Source organism: Paenibacillus pinihumi DSM 23905 = JCM 16419 (genome assembly GCF_000422505.1).
GTDB classification, from domain to species: domain Bacteria; phylum Bacillota; class Bacilli; order Paenibacillales; family Paenibacillaceae; genus Paenibacillus_D; species Paenibacillus_D pinihumi.
In genome coordinates, this window is record NZ_AULX01000028.1 from 89,332 (window position 1) to 106,548 (window position 17,217).

Below are 17,217 nucleotides of genomic sequence, written 5' to 3' on the forward strand. Positions count from 1 at the left end.
ATACAAATGCCTTATAAGCTGATTGCAATTGATGTAGATGATACTTTGCTTAATGATGAACTGCAAGTTACCGCCCGCACGAAGCAGGCGCTGCAGCAAGCGATTGAACAAGGAGTAACTGTCACTCTTGCCACCGGAAGAATGTACGCCTCTGCACAAAATATCGCCCGCCAGATTGAACTGAATGTGCCGATCATTACGTATCAGGGCTCTTTGGTCAAGACGCTGCTGGACGGACAGGTCATTTATGAGCGTTATGTTCCGACAGAGGCTGCCAAAAAGCTGTATGAATACTGTGAGGCTAAAGGACTGCATCTGCAGCTTTACGTGGATGATGTGCTGTATGTCAAAGAGGAAAACGACAAAATTGCCGGATACTCCAGACTCTCCAAAATCCCTTATGTAGTTGCGCCCAACTTTGCCGATCTGGTACTCCAGCCGCAAATGAAAATGCTGATCATTGATGAGCCTGAGCTGCTGGACAAGGTTGCTGTCGAATTGAAAGCACTGATTGGAGACATCGCCCATATTACCAAATCGAAGCCGCACTTCCTGGAAATCATGCACAAAGAAGGTACGAAAGGGCATGCTTTGGCCTTCCTCGCTTCCCATATCGGCTGCACCCTGGAAGAAGCCATCGGGATCGGCGATTCCTGGAACGATCATGAGATGCTGGAAATGGCCGGGCTGGGCGTTGCGATGGGAAATGCTCTTCCATCCTTGAAGGAGATTGCAAATTACGTTACCCGGTCTAATAATGAAGATGGAGTGGCGCATGTTATCGAGAAGTTTGTGCTCGGGCAGGAAGACTGACTGATCTAATAATACCTTCAAGTCTGGGTCATACAAATGTTCATCGTTTTAACGATATTAAAAAGGGTATGCACACTGTTATGCCGTGTGCATACCCTTTATTTGACTATATGGGGTGCAAGATATCCCTGTCGTGACACGAAGCGCTGAGGTCACGTTTGAAAATGCAGCAGGCATAGCAATTAAATGCCCGCCAGCACCTGATACCATACCCCTCTAGGCGAGTACAACCGACTGCGCACCTCATCCCAGCCTCCGAGATAATGAATGTCGAACAATCCTTTGGGCTCTGTAAAACGTTCCCCTGCCATTGCCATTACCTTCTCATTCACTGGACGGAAGCCATAATCCATAAACAGCATTTGCGCCTTTTCTCCGTGCAGGAACTCAATAAATGCCTCGGCGACTTCACGGGAACCATGTTTGTCGACATTCCGGTCAATCAGTGCAGCCGGGTTTTCGATCAGAATCGTGTCTTCCGGGATCACGATATTGTAATCGATTCCTTGACGGATACGGGCAAGCAGCTCATTTTCATAGGTGACGATGACATCGCCAACTCCATACTCAAAGGCAGCCATCGATGCGCGGCCGCTCTTGTCCAGTGATTCCACATTCTCATGCACACTTGCCAGGAAACGCTTGGCGTACTCAGGATCAGGCTTTCCGCTCCGCCTCTCGGATTCCTTCAGGCCCGCTCCATAGATCGCATTAATATCCCACTGTGCCCCGCCTGAGGTCTTCGGGTTTGGATAGAGCACCTTAACTCCCGGCTTGGTCAGGTCCGTCCAATCCTGAATACCCAGCGGGTTGCCGGCGCGCGTTCCCAGCACGGCTATGGAACGGGTTACCATTCCCTCGGCACCTGCAGCTTTCCAGTCATGGGTGATCATGCCAGCCTTCTCGATCTTGTCCATATCGCCTTCCATAGCCAGCAGTGTAACATCTGCCTCAAAGCCGCCTATTATGGAGCGTGCCTGTGTTCCGGAAGCTTCATAGGATTCCTGAAAGACGACAGTCTGACCCGTCCTCTCCTTCCATTCCTTCTTGAACTCGGGGAGCAGGTCAGCGAAGACATCCTTGACCACGGAATAAGCCCCGATGACGAGCGTCACATCTCCCTTTTCGGCCACTGGTGTTTTCGCTGGCTCTCCGTTGTCAGAGCAGCCCGCGGCAACAACCATTACAAGTGTAATCAGAACAGCGATTAAAGCTTGAGCCTTCCCCCACGGACCTGCACTGCGTCTGTTGTCAGGCTGCAATACATGTTTAAGCTCAGGTTTCATTGCGGAACACAACACTTTCTTCAAGTTTATGAAAAATTAGTTCACAAAAAATTTCTACTTCGCAAAAGCTGCGGGAGGAAGGGTTTCTTCCGATTGCTGTTAAAGACTGATTTCCCTGATTAGAACACTTAATGGACGGAAATCAGTCTTTAAAGGCAAACACTTCGTTTCTCCAGAAACCCTTCCTCCCTCCGCAGTGACTTGTCTGCAACTTGAATTCATATTTATCGTGAATCGCTAATCACATAAGTCAACATCCATTTTCCCAGAAAGCAATTCACGTTTCTGGTCATATAAGTTTTGCTAAAGAAACGAAAGAGGATAGCCAGAGTGTGAAAGGATTCTGCAGAAGCGAAGCGCTCGCCTTTGTTCCCGGATTTCCTCCTATCTACTTACATTCAGGAAATCCGGGAACAACAGCGATCGAAAGAACCTTTCACACGACGGCCCTGCTCGACAGTTATTCTAATCACTAAATATGAACAGGCATCGGGTCTTCCTTGAGCTTGTTCTCCATGATCCAGCTGTCCGTATCGTTGAACAGGTACGCACGGTGGACGAGCACATTCACCTCTTCACCCGGATGGAGCACTTCCTTCTCCAATGAGCGGTAGGTAATCAGCGTAACATCTCCGACCTGAACCTCAACCATCCACTCGCTGCCGCGGAAATGAATATGTTTGATGCGGCCCGTCTCGGTCGCGGATATGATCTTAAATTCGCTCGTCTTACCGACCTCGATGTACTCCGGACGGATCAGCGCCTTGGTGCCCGCCCAGGATGACGCGTCCTCGAAGCCCTTCAGCTTATGCACCTCGGATACAATCGTCGATTCGCCGATAAAGCTGGCCACGAATTGGGTTTGCGGATTTTTATAAATATCCCATGGCGTGCCCTTCTGCTCCAGACGTCCCTTGTTAATAATCATAATTTCATCGGCAACCTCAATCGCCTCATCCTGATCATGCGTGACGAAGATGGACGTGATGCCGAGACGCTCAATCATGTCCTTGAGCCAGGTTCTCAGCTCCTGGCGGATCTTGGCGTCAATCGCAGCGAACGGCTCATCCAGCAGCAGCAATTGTGGCTCCGGAGCCAGTGCTCTGGCAAAGGCTACACGCTGGCGCTGTCCGCCTGACAACTGATGAGGGTAACGATGCTCAAAACCCTTGAGGCCCGTCAGTTCCACCAGCGACATGACACGCTCGCGAATCTGATCCTTCGGCTGCTTTTTCACCTTTAACCCGAAAGCAATATTATCGAATACGGTCATATGCTTGAACAATGCATAGTTCTGGAACACAAAGCCGATCCCGCGCTCCTGCGGCGGCAGATCATTCACCCGTTTGCCATGGAAGACGATATCGCCGGTATCGGGAGTTTCAAGTCCCGCCAGCATACGGAGAATCGAAGTTTTGCCGCCGCCGCTCGGACCGAGCAGGCCGATCAGACGGCCTTTCTCAATCGTGAAGCTTACATTGTTCACGGCATGGAAATCTCCAAAATGCTTGTTTAACTGATTCACTTCAATGTGCATAACTTAATGCCCCTTTCGCTTTTTGGCCCATTCCATGAGAAGAAGCAATGCAATCGATATTGTTGCCAGCACAAGTGCTACACTGTTGGCCGCAAGCACATTAAAATTTTCCACATCCTGATATACCAGCGTCGTTGCGGTCTGTGTCTTGTTCATAATATTCCCTGAAACGACCAGCACAGCTCCGAACTCGCCCATCGAGCGTGCTACCGTCAGCACAACCCCGTAAATAACACCCCAGCGTATCGCCGGCCAGGTCACCTTCCAGAAGGTATACCAGGAATAAGCGCCAAGCGTAGAGGCCGCTTCCTCCTGCTGGGAGCCAATCTCCTGCAGTACCGGCATAACCTCCCGGACCATAAGCGGAAAGGTAACAAACAACGTAGCCAGTACCATTCCCGGCAGCGCATAGACGACCTTGAACCCGGAGTCCTCAAAGAAGGAACCGATCACCGTATGAGGCCCGAGCAGCAGCACAATCATCAAGCCGCCGATAACAGGAGACACCGCAAACGGCAAGTCGACAAGACTGTTCAAAAACTGCTTGATTCGCGGACCCAACCAGGTCGCGCGTACCAGATAGATCGCCAGCATGACCCCGAAAATCGTATTAATGAGTGTTACAAGAACTACAATCGTCCCCGTCATCTGCAGCGCATGCAGCGATTGCGGCCGGCTGAGCGCTTTGATAAAGCCCTCCCAGCCTTCGGCCCAGGAACCGTAAAAAATCCGGATTAATGGAATAATAAGCAAAATGATAAAGACAAGGTAAGTCAGCGTAATCCACAGTTTCTTCATTTGCCGGCCCTCCTGGATTGAATCGCGTTCACGATCCATAAAATCAGGAAGGATAATGTCAACAGCAAAATCGATACGGAAGCTGCGCCTTGCGGATTGTCACTCTCCACCTCGCCAAATATAAATACAGATGCGATCAGCGTCTTGCCCGGAATATTGCCGGCTACCAGCACAACTGCGCCGAACTCGGCCAGTGATCTGGAAAATGCCAGCATCCCTCCGCTGATAATACCCGGCAAAATTGCAGGTAAAATGACCTGAAAGAAGGTTCGCAGCTTCGAAGCACCCATCGTATAGGCAGCTTCTTCCTCAGATTTGTCCATCTCTTCCAGCAAAGGCTGCACAGCCCGGATAACGAAAGGGAAGGTGACGAACACCATCGCGATCACAATCGCCGGCTCATGAAACACAATCTCGAATCCGAGTCTCCCCGCGATATTCCCGACAAAACTGTTCGGTCCGAGCAGCAGCAAAATCATCAGTCCCCCAACCGCTGTCGGCAGCGCAAACGGGAGATCGACAAGACTGTTCAGGATACTTCTTCCCCAAAACTTGTACCGGATCAGCACCCAGCCAATCATCGTTCCAATTAATACATTAATAGCGGTTGCAATTACAGATAAACGTACGGTCAGCAGCACGGACTTCCACGCCAGCGGATCGCTGACACTGCTCCAAAATGGTTCCCAGCCGCTTGAAAATGATTGCGTGTAAATTCCAATAATGGGCAATACAATCAAAACCACGAAATAAAGCATTACTGTGCTTCGGAAGCCAAAGCTCCACCAGCGGCTGCGAAACATCAAATTCACTCTTGTCTAACCCCCCAGATCTTCGGCAGTCCGATCAACCTGCATCATACTCTGTTTGCACGCATAATTCCTATTAACTTACTAGGTATTTATATTAATGTAGCAGAACGACAGCTCTATCGTCAATCCTAAAATTGCAAAAAATTAAATCTCTACCCATCTTATTGTTGTCCAAGCCTAAATGGTGACGTGATGGTTGAGCAATTCAGGTATCCCGGCTACGCGGGGCTTGGCCCCTCCCGCGACCGGACTTCAACCGGCTAGAAGATGCGTGTTTGCCGGGCACGCAACATAAAAAAGAACCGGCCCTTAAAGCCGGTTCTCGTTGATCGTTCAATATAAAGCTGTCCAGCAAGCTCGCTGTATGGACACACTACACGGTCTTGGAATATCTGGATGGCGCCTGCGACTCCACCATGACGTAACCGAAATAGAGTCCGGCCGCCCCGATAATAAAATGCAACACGTTATCCGACAAGCCGACTGCCATCAGACCGAACAGGTCCTTGATGAAAAAGCCGAGCACTGCAAGCACGATAAATACAATACCCAGCACCTGGGCGTAACGATAGGCATAGCCGTTATGAGAGGCCGCAAGCACGCCAAGCACGCCAAACACCAAATGAACGACACTATGTGTCACATCCAGGTGAAACAGGCCAAACAGATGACTGGTAAAGAAACCAAGCGTCCCAAGCAGCAACAATACGATACCGGACAAGGCCGCAAATCGTCTTACCGCAATCGCCATCACGGATTCCTCCTCATTATGCTCCTATAATAGGAAAGGGCATGCTGCCCCTATACAAGACCCTATTCGCAGCAAAAGAGAATAATGCTTGGGCTATCTTCCAAGGGTAAAATATTTCGTCTCCCCTTGTACAATAACAGCTTGTCCCTGTGTAAAGTCGGTCAGCCATGCCGTGAAGCGGTCAGCTTCCGGCTCCTCAGGCAGACAAGTAATGGTCACCTTGTCCGTGAATTCTGTTCCCCCAAGCCGCAGGCTGCGCTGATGGAATTCATTCTCCAGCTTGCCGTACCACGTATAGTCCACCTCGACGACAACCTCACGGTGCAGCACTTTGACGATAGGCTGCGCCGCTTCGATACCAACAACAGCACCATCTGTGTACGCCCGGATCAGACCGCCTGCACCCAGCATGATGCCGCCGAAGTAGCGGGTAACGACAATGGCTACATTTTTGAGCTGCTGGTTCTTGATGACCTCCAGTATCGGCTTGCCTGCAGTACCGCTAGGCTCGCCGTCATCGGACTGCTTCTGGATTTCATCCCGCTCGCCAATCATATAGGCAGAGCAATTATGCGTAGCGTTCCAGTGCTGCTTCTTGATCTCCTCAATGAAGGCAATCGCCTCGTCCTCACTGGCTACCGGCCGGGCATGACCGATGAATCGTGATTTCCTGATGACGATCTCCTTGATTCCGGGGCCAGACAGCGTCTTGTAACGTTCCAGCATCAGATCACTCTCCCTGGCCTCTAAGCAGAAACAAACGGCCTACAGGCGCGCTTCCAGCTCAGCTTTTTCTTTTTCATAGCCCGGTTTGCCCAGGAGTGCGAACATATTTTTCTTGTATGCTTCTACACCCGGCTGGTCAAACGGATTTACTCCCATCAGGTAGCCGCTGATGCCGCAAGCTTTCTCGAAGAAGTATACCAGGTAGCCGAATGTGTAAGGCGTCATATCTTTAATGTTAACGATCAGGTTCGGTACATTGCCGTCTGTATGCGCCAGCAATGTTCCTTCAAATGCTTTTTTGTTGACGAAATCCATCGTCTTGCCTTCCAGGAAGTTAAGTCCGTCCAGATCGTCAGGGTCATTGCCGATTGTAATCTGGTCGGACACCTCGCCTACCTGAATTACTGTCTCGATCAGGTTGCGTGTTCCCTCCTGAACGAATTGGCCCATGGAGTGCAAATCTGTGGAGAAGTCAACGGATGCCGGGTACAGGCCTTTATTGTCTTTCCCTTCGCTCTCGCCGAACAATTGCTTCCACCATTCAGATACGAAGTGCAGGGACGGCTCATAGTTGACGAGAATTTCGATTGCTTTGCCCTTACGGTACAGCGCATTACGGGCTGCAGCGTACTGGTAGCTTTCATTCTCGGACAGATTCGGGTTGCTGTATTCTACAGCTGCGTCAGCCGCACCTTGCATCATGGCATCAATGTCTACACCTGCAGTTGCAATCGGCAGCAAACCTACAGCCGTCAATACCGAGTAGCGTCCGCCAACATCATCAGGAATGATGAAGGATTCGTAGCCTTCTTCTGTTGCCAGCTTTTTCAATGCGCCTTTCGCCTGGTCAGTCGTTGCATAAATGCGTTTGCGAGCTTCTTCCTTGCCGTATTTCTTCTCCAGCTCCGCACGGAAAATACGGAACGCAATCGCTGGCTCTGTCGTCGTACCGGATTTGGAGATGACGTTGATGGACCAGTTTTTGCCTTCAAGCACCTGCAGCAGGTGGGTTACATAGGTGGAGCTGATGTTGTTGCCTGCGAAGAATACTTGTGGCGTCTTGCGCTCTCCGGCAGGAAGAATATTATAGAAGGAATGCGTCAGCATTTCGATTGCCGCACGCGCCCCCAGATAGGAACCGCCGATGCCGATTACAATCAGCACTTCGGAGTCGGATTGAATTTTGGCCGCGGCTTGCTTGATGCGCGCGAACTCTTCTTTGTCATACTTGGAAGGCAGATCAACCCAGCCAATATAATCAGAACCTGTTCCTGTGCCGTTATGTAATTGTTCATGGGCAACGCGTACCGCGCCCTCCAAATAATCAATTTCATGCTGGCCCACAAAAGGCAGTGCTTTACTATAGTCAAACGATACAGCTTTACTCATAATCGTAAACCTCCTTCATTTCTTTACAGGGTACGTGAAGCATAACAATTATTGCCTGCAGCCCGTCCCTTAATACTAGGATTAGAATAATGGATTTCGGGTGTAAACACAAGGGAAAGAGCAGGGAAAGATGGGCAGAAAGGTTTAGCACATCTTTCGCCTGCCAGTTACACCATCGGGTTTTACCCTGTTCAATTCATAATGAAGTCCATATTATTGAAGCAGATCGATTAGAAGATAAGAACCCTGTCAGTAGACATATTTAACCCTTCACTAAATAATAAGGTTTTGTAATAATAAATGTAACTTCTAATACCCTCGACAGTTTACCATATTTAATTCCGCGATTCTGTTAGCTTCCAGATCCACAATATCCAACTATTAGACCCCCATTGTTGTTATCTTATTTATGCTCCCAGTACTCCTCAATCTTAGTTTTCTCTATCCTTATGCCATTCCACTCTCTCACACATCTCATTTCTGATTGAAAGGCTGTACAGCAATACAATATAGCTTGGCCCGTTTTGCGTTTCTGGAACCACTCTGTCAAGGAGGTGATGCCTGGAAGAAATGTGGGAACGACAGCATTTTGATAGGTCATAAACTATTCGACATGAAAAGGAGTGTGCTTCATGCGGGGTAAACGAATCCGGTTCATGAGTTTAATTGCTTTACTGGTGTTCCCTCTCTTATTCCTTTCTCCTCTCAGCCAACTTGCAACTGCCCATGCGGCAACAACTGATACAACTGCACAGGCAGTCACACCAGGCAGCAAGCTGCTTATCGGCTACTGGCATAATTTTGATAACGGTTCCAGCAACATTCGTCTGAGAGATGTGTCTCCGAACTACGATGTTATCCAGGTTGCCTTTGCAGAGCCGGTTGGCGGAGCTGCTACAGGCAATATGATATTTGTACCGTACAACGCCACACAAGCGCAATTCAAGGCCGATATTGCCGAGCTGCAAAGCCAAGGCAAGAAAGTGCTTATCTCCATCGGAGGCGCGAACGGAGCCATTGAACTGACGACTCAGCAGGCCCGCAACCAGTTTGTCGCAACGATGAAAAACATCATTAATACGTACCAATTTGATGGGCTGGACATTGATCTGGAGGGCAGTTCACTCAGCCTGAGCCCTGGAGATACTAATTTCCGGAACCCAACCTCGCCAAAGGTTGTGAATTTGATCTCAGGGGTGCAGGAGCTGCTTAACACGTATGGCTCCGGCTTCTTGCTGACGATGGCGCCTGAAACCGTTTACGTTCAGGGCGGAATGAACGCGTACGGCGGGCCGTGGGGCGCTTATCTGCCAGTAATTTATGCCTTTCATGACCGGTTGAATTATCTTCATGTACAGCATTACAATACCGGATCAATGCTGGCACTGGATGGAAGAGCATACAGCCAGGGTACAGCTGATTTTCAAGTCGCAATGGCAGAAATGCTGCTGCAGGGCTTCCCTGTAGGGGGAAATGCGAATAATAAATTCCCTGCGCTGCGGCCGGACCAAGTGATGATTGGCCTGCCTTCCGCCCCGGCCGCTGCCGGTGGAGGCTTCACCACTGCGGACAATGTGCATAAAGCATTAAATTATCTGGTTAAAGGCCAATCCTACGGCGGAAGCTATATCCTGCGGAACCCGTCCGGTTATGCCGGCTTTAAGGGCCTGATGACGTGGTCAATCAACTGGGATAAGGTAAATAACTATGCCTTTTCCAATGCGCATCGCGCCTTCCTGAACGGTCTGGGCGGCGGAGGCACGCCGAATCCCCAACCGGATACAACTCCGCCTACAACTCCGCAGCAGTTCCGGGTAACCGGAACCACAGCAAACAGCATTAGCCTTGCCTGGAATGCGTCGACCGATAATGTCGGCGTAACCGGCTATACGGTAAGATACGGATCAACAAATGTCTTTGCATCCGGTACTTCCGTTACGATAACAGGTTTGTCCTCCGGCACCAGCTATACGTTTACCATAACGGCGAGGGATGCTGCGGGGAACCAATCCCCTGCTTCGTCCGTGCAAGGCACAACAAGCAACAGCCCTGGCCCTGGTGTGGTGCAGCCTTGGCAGGCAGGAGTCAGCTATAAGGTGAATGACAAGGTGCTTTACAACGGTCAGGTATATACCTGTTTGCAAGCCCACACCTCGATTGTAACATGGGAGCCTCCTGCTGCCGTTTCACTGTGGCGGCTATAGCATCTTAACGGCAACATGCGTTTGCCAGCTCTGAAAATGAGCTGCCGGCAATATCCCCGCATTATAGTGAAATACCTCTCAATCGCAAGCCTTCATTCTCACCTTCATGGTGATTTTGAAGGCTTGTTTACATAGCTAAACTGCCGTCAAATAACAATCATTTGAAATCTGACAAGCAGAGGCGTATAGTTTTGTGTAGATTATTCAGGATCACTCTTTTCTATTTTCAACCTTAAAGGAGCTTTGCCTAACATGAGTAAAAAACGTTTTTTCACTTGGCTGAAACGGCTGGTCGCGGCCGGACTGGCCGTTATTCTGCTGTTCTTCGCTGCGGCATATGCATTCCCGTCGCTGCAGTTGATCCAGAAAGCCTGCGGTGTGCTGCAAAAGGCCGGAGCCAAAGCTTTTGTGCTCACGCACAAAACACCGGAAATTGAATTTCATGGAAACGGCAGCACCACCCCTGTATTTGATGCGTCCAAGCAGGGCTATGCCGAACAAGTTCCCGTGCTGATGTATCATTATGTGGTTCCGAAAGCATTCAACAAAGAGCCGGATAATAATTCCATGATTAATCTGGAGTCCTTTGAGGCCGGCATGAAATATTTGCATGATAACGGGTATTATACGGCGACGCTAAGCGAGCTGGAGGATTACCTTCATGGCTATATCCAACTGCCGGAGAGGACCGTGGTCATCACTTTTGATGACGGATATGAGAACAACTATATTTATGCCTACCCGATTCTGAAAAAATATAACTTCCATGCGACGCTGTTCGTCATCGAAAGCCGGGTACAGGAGCATACCAGCACAGACTTCAAGCCGGACAAAAGCAGCTATCTGTCCAAGGAGCAGCTGGATGCTGCGTCCGATGTATTCGAGTACCATAGCCATACCTATGATCTCCACCGGAAAGCGGAGCTGTATTGCGGCAAGATGGAAGCCCTGACCCGGGATACGGACCTGCTCCAGAAGGATATTGCCATCATGAGAGAGCATGGCTACATTACACCATACATTGCTTATCCGTTTGGAAGCTATGATGCCAAAACAATCTATTATTTGCAGAAGCACGGCTACCGGATGGCCTTTACCGTTAAACAGGGCTTTGTGAAGCCTGGTGATTCACCGCTTGAGCTCAACCGTTTGACCGTGACCTCAAGCACAGATATGGAGCTGCTGCTCAAAACCGGGGATTTCAAACATTCCGTAAAGAAAGAATAACCTTGTATTTAAGACAAATTACCCCATCATTCGACAAAAAAATGTGTTACTATACTCTTAAGTCATCATTTTTCTACTTAAGAGGGGGTTTATTATGTTGAAATTGTACAAGCCGCAGTTGAAGCGCCGCCTTGGCATAGCAGCAAGTTCGGCGGTTATTCTGGCATTGGCCGCCGGTGTCGTTCCCGTTCATGCGGACAGCAGTATCCAATTCTCGGATCTTCCGCCTGCTCACTGGGCTTACAAAACGGTTCAGTGGGCACAGGAGCATCATATTGTACAAGGCTATCAGGATGGTACCTTCCGTCCGAATCAGGCGGTATCTGAGCCGGAATTCCTGGCCATGCTGCTGCGTGCTTACCCGGAAGCCGGCATAGATAAGCCATCTGCCGGTTCCCCATGGTATACACCCTATTATGAGGCTGCCAGAGCGTTCGGCTGGCCTGTTGAGGGGTCAGGGGCCTCTTTTACAAGAGGGCAGGTTGCCAGGCTGCTGGCAGCCGTACAAGGCCAGTCGCTGTCTGTTAATGAAGCGGTTCAATATGTAATGAAACAGGGGCTGGCTAACGGCAAAACAACGAATACGGTTGAAGGCTTCAAGGCTGCCGATTCGCTGTCCCGGGCCGAGGCGCAGACGTTTATCTACCGCTTGAAAGAGCTTCAGCCTGCACTTAATCAGCCTGCACAGGCTGCCAAGGACTGGACTCTGAATGGCATTCAGATCGGAGATGCGGAATCCCGGGTTATTTCAACCCTCGGACAGCCGGATCGCAAAGATGCGTCCGCTTATGATTTTCAATGGTATGTCTATAACAAAAACTACAACCGCTTCGCGCAAATCGGAATTGTACAAGGGAAAGTAGTCGCCCTCTATGCTAATGCAGGAGGCTGGAGCTCCGTTTCAGGGGCAGCTGTAGGTGTCTCGAAGGGACAAATCAAGCCCGAATCACTCGGCAAACCAACAGGCTTTCCGGACAGCAAGCAAAGATGGGCTACTTATACAAGCAGTTCATATGAGACAACCTTGTTCTTTGATACCCTGGACCACAATAAGATTGATGCAATTCTCCTGCTTCAGCCCGGAATGAAAGCAAATGATGCAACAAGAAGCGAATCCTCCCAACAAGAGCTGATGCGCGCTTATGAGCGTGAGCTGCTGGATTTGACCAATGTTGTCCGTGTCAGCAACGGGCTGAAGCCGCTTATATGGAATGATCCGATTTCAGAGGTTGCCCGCGCTTACAGCAAAGACATGGGAACCCGCAATTTCTTCAGCCACACCTCGCCGGACGGAGATTCGGTTCGTGAGCGCTTCACCAAGGCCGGGCTGATGAAGTCGGCAAGCAGCTTTGGAGAAAATATTGCAGCAGGCTATGAGAATGCCTTTTATACCCATGCTGGCTGGGTGAACTCTCAGGGTCACCGTGACAATATTCTCCGGGAAGGCTACAAAGAGTTGGGCATTGGAGTTGCTTTCATCAAGAACAGCGAATATGGCTTGTACTATACCCAGAACTTCGCAAGCTTCAGGTAAAGAAAAAACAGCTATCCTTACAGCCCTCAAGTCAAGGGCGTACAGGATAGCTGTTTTTTTAGTTCTGTGAAAGAGACTATTCGTTAATATAAGAGCAGCAGTAATCGGAAACTTCCGTTACCTGAAGCTTGAACTTGGAGTTAGCCGGGACAATAAATTCACCCTCGCCCTGAATATGCACCCATTCGGTTTCTCCTGGAAGCAGAACCTTCAGATCACCTGCGAGAATCTCCATGATTTCTTTGGCGTCTGTTCCGAATTCATATTCTCCCGGGAGCATGATGCCGAGTGTTTTTTTCGTACCGTCCGCGAACAGCACTGCGCGGCTGGTTACCTTGCCATCAAAATAAACATTTGCTTTTTTGACAATCGTTACATTTTCGAATTGGGACATAATTTTCGGCTCTCCTTTTAAAAGCAGCGACGTGCATTTTGCCATGCCGCCGCTGCCTGTTCAATTATATATGCTTTAAGCTCGTGGAATCAGCCGCTTCTTACAGCAGCCCTTTCACTTTGCTCACAACATTCTCAACGGTGAAGCCATATTCCTTGATGACGCGGTCGCCAGGTGCGGATGCGCCAAATGTGCTGATGCCCAGAATCGCGCCCTGATCGCCCACATAACGCTCCCAGCCGAATGGCGAAGCCATCTCAACAGCCAGACGTGCCTTAACATCCGGAAGCAATACGGAATCCTTGTACGCCTTGGATTGCTTCTCGAACAGATCCCAGCTCGGCATGCTGATAACGCGAACTTCGATGCCCTCGGCTGCGAGTGCTTCGGCAGCGGCAACAGCCAGCTGTACCTCGGAGCCTGTAGCGATAATTTGGGCTTGCGGCTTGCCGTTGGCAGCATCGCGGACAACATATGCACCGCGCTTGATGCCTTCGCGTGCTTGTCCGACTGCACCTGCGAGAATCGGCAGATTCTGGCGGGTCAGCACAAGAGCAACCGGATTTGATTTGTTCTCCAACGCATAAGCCCATGCAGCAGAGGTTTCATTCGCATCAGCCGGACGGATAACGGTCAGATCCGGAATGATACGGATGGAAGCGAGCTGTTCGATCGGCTCATGCGTAGGGCCGTCTTCACCAACCGCGATGCTGTCATGCGTCAGCACGTACACTACAGGCAGTTTTTGGATCGCAGCCAGACGAATTGCCGGACGCAGATAGTCCGTGAATACGAAGAATGTACCGCCGTACACCTTCACACCGCTATGCAGCAGCATGCCGTTCATTGCAGCAGCCATTGCGAACTCACGAATACCGAAGTAGACGTTGCGTCCTGCATAGTTGCTTGCATTGTAGACCGGAAGGCCTTTCAAATGAGTCATTGTCGAGCTCTCCAGGTCAGCAGAGCCGCCCAGAAGGCTTGGCACATTGGCAGCCAGACCGTTCAGCGCATTGCCTGAAGCAACGCGTGTGGACAGCGGCTTGTCTTCAGTTGTGTAAGCAGGCAGATCGCGGTCCCAGCCCTCGGGCAGATCGCCGTTCACAGCGCCTTCGAATTGAACTGCCAGCTCAGGATGAGCTTGCTTATAGCTTGCAAATTGGGCATCCCAATCTGCATTTGCCTTTTCGCCTTGCTCTTTGACAGCTGCGAAATGAGCACGGACTTCATCCGGTACATAGAAGTCTTCTTCATAGTTCCAGCCGTAAACTTCCTTCGTCAGCTTCGTTTCCTCAGCGCCCAGCGGGGAACCGTGCGGGCCTGCATGTCCGCCCTTGCCGCCTTTGTTCGGGCTGCCGTAGCCGATGATGGTCTTCACTTCAATAAGAGTCGGCTTGACTGTCTCAGCCTGAGCTTCTGCGACAGCTTTAGCCAGTGCCTCCAGATCGTTGCCGTCCGCTACGCGCAGTACCTGCCAGCCGTAGGACTCAAAGCGCTTCTGAACATTTTCCGAGAAGGAAAGGCTCAGCTCTCCGTCCAGGGAGATATCATTGGAATCATACAAGACGACCAGCTTGCCAAGCTGCAAGTGGCCGGCCAGGGAAGCCGCTTCGCTCGCCACGCCCTCGGACAGGTCGCCGTCGCCGCAGATGGAATACGTATAGTGGTCGATCACGTTAAAGCCGTCTTTATTATAAGTAGCTGCCAGATGAGTCTCTGCCATGGCCATGCCAACTGCCATTGCAACCCCTTGGCCCAGCGGTCCGGTAGTTGCATCTACACCGGCCGTATGTCCGAATTCCGGATGTCCTGGAGTTTTGGAGCCCCATTGACGGAAGTTTTTGATTTCATCGAGGGGAAGATCGTAGCCTGAGAGGTGCAGCAGGCTGTAGAGAAGCATCGAGCCGTGCCCTGCGGATAAAACGAAACGGTCCCGGTTCACCCAGCTTGGGTTGGATGGATTGTGCTTCATCGATTTGGCAAACAATTGATACCCCATTGGAGCTGCCCCCATCGGCATTCCCGGGTGACCGGATTTGGCTTTCTCGATCGCATCGATTGCGAGTGTCCGGATCGTATCGATCGATAGCTGGTCAACAGACTTGTTAGTAACTGTCATTATGTTGCTTCCTCCTATTCCTGATTGCCTAAACATCTTGCATATTGCGCTCACTAAGTATAATGGACAAGCTTCGCGCAGAAATACAAGCCGGCACTGAACCTTCCGGCTCAAGCCTTCTTGTATTTGTTAAAAAAACGGAATTATTTTCTGGAATCCTTCAGGTTTACGCCAAATTCGGCGCAATCGCTTTGAAATATTGTACCATTTGGCCGTTCTGTTTTCCATACAATTCGCAAAAGAACCGGCTGCAACATCCCCTGAGCAATTGCGTCTTTAACAGAAGGTGACAATTTTCACCAGGAATTTTGCTGAAATCCAATTTTTTCACCCCGGCTTTTATCCTGCCGAATCTAATCCCTGGTCCTGTAGAAGATCGTCGGAAAAACAGGTAAAATAAGCTTTAAGAGGTGATCGCCCAAATGGTATGGAAACGATGGATGGTTGCACTTCCCCTTTGCTTGCTGCTGGCAGCAAGTTTCGCGCCTGCTCCAGCCCACGCAGGCTGGTTTGACCGGATTCGGGATATATATAAAGCGCCGGACAAGCTGGAAGAATTCCAGGAGAGCTATGAGAATCTCATCCGGCAGCAGCAGGAAGAGCTGGATTCCGTTCGTAAGGAAGCGCTGGAGAGCAGCCGCCAGCTCGCAGAAGAGCAGCGCAAATGGCTGGAAGAGAATGAACGGCTTGCCCAGCAGAACCGCAGCCTTGAAGAACGGCTCGCACAGCTCGAAGAGCAGGAACAGAACAAATCGGTCATTATCCGTAAAATGCTAACCGTAACTGCCGCCATTGTGGGCATTATTGTCGCCGGCTTTCTCGCCATGAGAGTCATCCGCATCCTCATTTGGCGCCGCGAAAGCAGAACGATTCGCATTATGAAGGCCAAACGAAGGAGTTGAAGCTGCCTTGCAATTCAGCGGAGCCAACGAGCACTCACAAAGCGGCCACGTAACCGTTAAGCTGACAGAGACAGACAAGCTGCATGTGCTGCATCCCAATCAGATTATCGCCTACAAAGGGCTGCCCTCCGGACGCGAGGACCGGTTCATGGATATTAAGGGCATGTACCGGAAACGGAGATGGATTCGTTCCAAAATTACTGGACCGGCAGAGCTTTTGATCGCACTCCCTCCCGTTTGCAAGCTGCATGTGGTTCCAATTGATGTTGAAAGCAACCTGCTGTTTGATTTTCGCAGTGTCCTGTTCTTCTCCGATGGCATGCTGATGCAGAACCGGCTGCAATCCTTCAAAAATGCAGTCATTACAAAAGAATGGGTCCGTACCAAATTTACAGGCCCGGGCTTCCTCGGTCTGCTGTCCACAGGCTATATGGAATCGCTGGAGCTGGATGAGGAAGTACCGCTTTATGTGGACGCGGGCTGCCTGCTTGCCTACCCGGAAAAGGCTCAAATCAAATTGAGCGTCTACGGCAATTCCCTGGCAAGCCAGCATATGCGGGTGCAATGGGAGCTGAAAGGGACAGGTCCTGTGCTCATTCAAACCGGTGCTTCCACTGATCCGCAGCTGGAAGGACAGCTGCGCCAGGATGGCCTTATCCGCCGGACTCTCCGTGAGGTGCTGCCGTTTGGAGGCGTCTTCATCAAATAAACCGGTCCTGCGCGCA

The 17,217-nt window shown here is 50.4% G+C and carries 15 protein-coding genes; 6 read left to right on the forward strand and 9 right to left on the reverse strand.

Features of this window, described 5'->3' with window-relative positions; translation table 11 throughout:
• Positions 1-6: 6 nt before the first annotated feature.
• On the forward strand, positions 7-813 hold the full coding sequence (locus H583_RS0110610) for a Cof-type HAD-IIB family hydrolase (protein ID WP_028560449.1): 807 nt from the start codon (positions 7-9) through the stop codon (positions 811-813).
• Positions 814-995: 182 nt separating this feature from the next.
• Here H583_RS0110610 and H583_RS0110615 read toward each other — a convergent pair whose 3' ends face one another.
• The 7 genes from H583_RS0110615 to H583_RS0110645 form a co-directional block, all read right to left on the reverse strand.
• Positions 996-1,997: a sulfate ABC transporter substrate-binding protein gene (locus H583_RS0110615; RefSeq protein WP_154665860.1), complete on the reverse strand. Its 1,002-nt coding sequence runs from the start codon at positions 1,995-1,997 to the stop codon at positions 996-998.
• Positions 1,998-2,571: 574 nt separating this feature from the next.
• Positions 2,572-3,636 (reverse strand): sulfate/molybdate ABC transporter ATP-binding protein, encoded by a 1,065-nt coding sequence (locus H583_RS0110620; RefSeq protein ID WP_028560451.1) that lies wholly within the window; start codon positions 3,634-3,636, stop codon positions 2,572-2,574.
• A 3-nt stretch (positions 3,637-3,639) separates the two neighbouring features.
• The gene (locus H583_RS0110625; protein WP_028560452.1) at positions 3,640-4,434 is read right to left on the reverse strand and encodes a sulfate ABC transporter permease subunit; all 795 of its coding nucleotides are present in this window, start codon (positions 4,432-4,434) and stop codon (positions 3,640-3,642) included.
• Entirely contained in the window at positions 4,431-5,237 is an 807-nt protein-coding gene (gene cysT, locus H583_RS0110630; protein ID WP_036709205.1) for a sulfate ABC transporter permease subunit CysT, read from the reverse strand. Before cysT ends, H583_RS0110625 begins: the two co-directional genes overlap by 4 nt.
• Positions 5,238-5,619: 382 nt before the next feature.
• The gene (locus tag H583_RS0110635) at positions 5,620-5,997 is read right to left on the reverse strand and encodes a DUF4383 domain-containing protein (protein ID WP_245585894.1); all 378 of its coding nucleotides are present in this window, start codon (positions 5,995-5,997) and stop codon (positions 5,620-5,622) included.
• A gap of 93 nt (positions 5,998-6,090) precedes the next feature.
• Entirely contained in the window at positions 6,091-6,723 is a 633-nt protein-coding gene (locus H583_RS0110640; protein WP_028560455.1) for a YigZ family protein, read from the reverse strand.
• 39 nt (positions 6,724-6,762) lie between these two features.
• Positions 6,763-8,112 (reverse strand): glucose-6-phosphate isomerase, encoded by a 1,350-nt coding sequence (locus tag H583_RS0110645; protein WP_028560456.1) that lies wholly within the window; start codon positions 8,110-8,112, stop codon positions 6,763-6,765.
• A gap of 632 nt (positions 8,113-8,744) precedes the next feature.
• Here H583_RS0110645 and H583_RS0110650 point away from each other — a divergent pair.
• The 3 genes from H583_RS0110650 (at position 8,745) to H583_RS0110660 (ending at position 13,077) form a co-directional block, all read left to right on the forward strand.
• Positions 8,745-10,316 carry a carbohydrate-binding protein gene (locus H583_RS0110650; RefSeq protein ID WP_036709165.1) on the forward strand — a complete coding sequence of 524 codons (1,572 nt, stop codon included), beginning with the start codon at positions 8,745-8,747 and terminating at the stop codon, positions 10,314-10,316.
• 252 nt (positions 10,317-10,568) lie between these two features.
• Positions 10,569-11,543 carry a polysaccharide deacetylase family protein gene (locus tag H583_RS0110655; RefSeq protein ID WP_051236293.1) on the forward strand — a complete coding sequence of 325 codons (975 nt, stop codon included), beginning with the start codon at positions 10,569-10,571 and terminating at the stop codon, positions 11,541-11,543.
• A 94-nt stretch (positions 11,544-11,637) separates the two neighbouring features.
• Positions 11,638-13,077 (forward strand): CAP-associated domain-containing protein, encoded by a 1,440-nt coding sequence (locus H583_RS0110660; RefSeq protein ID WP_051236295.1) that lies wholly within the window; start codon positions 11,638-11,640, stop codon positions 13,075-13,077.
• Between the two features lie 76 nt (positions 13,078-13,153).
• Here the strand turns inward: H583_RS0110660 and ppnP are convergent, their stop codons facing one another.
• Positions 13,154-13,471, reverse strand: coding sequence for a pyrimidine/purine nucleoside phosphorylase (ppnP, locus tag H583_RS0110665; RefSeq protein ID WP_028560460.1), 318 nt, complete (start codon positions 13,469-13,471; stop codon positions 13,154-13,156).
• A gap of 100 nt (positions 13,472-13,571) precedes the next feature.
• On the reverse strand, positions 13,572-15,590 hold the full coding sequence (tkt, locus tag H583_RS0110670; RefSeq protein WP_028560461.1) for a transketolase: 2,019 nt from the start codon (positions 15,588-15,590) through the stop codon (positions 13,572-13,574).
• Positions 15,591-16,012: 422 nt separating this feature from the next.
• Here tkt and H583_RS0110675 point away from each other — a divergent pair, with 422 nt between their 5' ends.
• On the forward strand, positions 16,013-16,492 hold the full coding sequence (locus H583_RS0110675) for an SH3 domain-containing protein (protein WP_028560462.1): 480 nt from the start codon (positions 16,013-16,015) through the stop codon (positions 16,490-16,492).
• A gap of 7 nt (positions 16,493-16,499) precedes the next feature.
• Complete coding sequence (locus H583_RS0110680) at positions 16,500-17,201, forward strand: AIM24 family protein (protein ID WP_028560463.1); 702 nt, start codon at positions 16,500-16,502, stop codon at positions 17,199-17,201.
• Positions 17,202-17,217 lie beyond the last annotated feature (16 nt).

Excerpts from the sequence above, each read along its gene's own strand:
- H583_RS0110655 (WP_051236293.1), top strand. The coding sequence starts at position 10,569 with ATGAGTAAAAAACGTTTTTTCACTTGGCTGAAACGGCTGGTCGCGGCC.
- tkt (WP_028560461.1), bottom strand. The coding sequence starts at position 15,590 with ATGACAGTTACTAACAAGTCTGTTGACCAGCTATCGATCGATACGATC.
- ppnP (WP_028560460.1), bottom strand. The coding sequence starts at position 13,471 with ATGTCCCAATTCGAAAATGTAACGATTGTCAAAAAAGCAAATGTTTAT.
- H583_RS0110620 (WP_028560451.1), bottom strand. The coding sequence starts at position 3,636 with ATGCACATTGAAGTGAATCAGTTAAACAAGCATTTTGGAGATTTCCAT.
- H583_RS0110645 (WP_028560456.1), bottom strand. The coding sequence starts at position 8,112 with ATGAGTAAAGCTGTATCGTTTGACTATAGTAAAGCACTGCCTTTTGTG.
- H583_RS0110650 (WP_036709165.1), top strand. The coding sequence starts at position 8,745 with ATGCGGGGTAAACGAATCCGGTTCATGAGTTTAATTGCTTTACTGGTG.
- H583_RS0110610 (WP_028560449.1), top strand. The coding sequence starts at position 7 with ATGCCTTATAAGCTGATTGCAATTGATGTAGATGATACTTTGCTTAAT.
- H583_RS0110660 (WP_051236295.1), top strand. The coding sequence starts at position 11,638 with ATGTTGAAATTGTACAAGCCGCAGTTGAAGCGCCGCCTTGGCATAGCA.
- H583_RS0110615 (WP_154665860.1), bottom strand. The coding sequence starts at position 1,997 with ATGGTTGTTGCCGCGGGCTGCTCTGACAACGGAGAGCCAGCGAAAACA.
- H583_RS0110635 (WP_245585894.1), bottom strand. The coding sequence starts at position 5,997 with ATGGCGATTGCGGTAAGACGATTTGCGGCCTTGTCCGGTATCGTATTG.
- H583_RS0110675 (WP_028560462.1), top strand. The coding sequence starts at position 16,013 with ATGGTATGGAAACGATGGATGGTTGCACTTCCCCTTTGCTTGCTGCTG.
- H583_RS0110640 (WP_028560455.1), bottom strand. The coding sequence starts at position 6,723 with ATGCTGGAACGTTACAAGACGCTGTCTGGCCCCGGAATCAAGGAGATC.
- cysT (WP_036709205.1), bottom strand. The coding sequence starts at position 5,237 with ATGTTTCGCAGCCGCTGGTGGAGCTTTGGCTTCCGAAGCACAGTAATG.
- H583_RS0110625 (WP_028560452.1), bottom strand. The coding sequence starts at position 4,434 with ATGAAGAAACTGTGGATTACGCTGACTTACCTTGTCTTTATCATTTTG.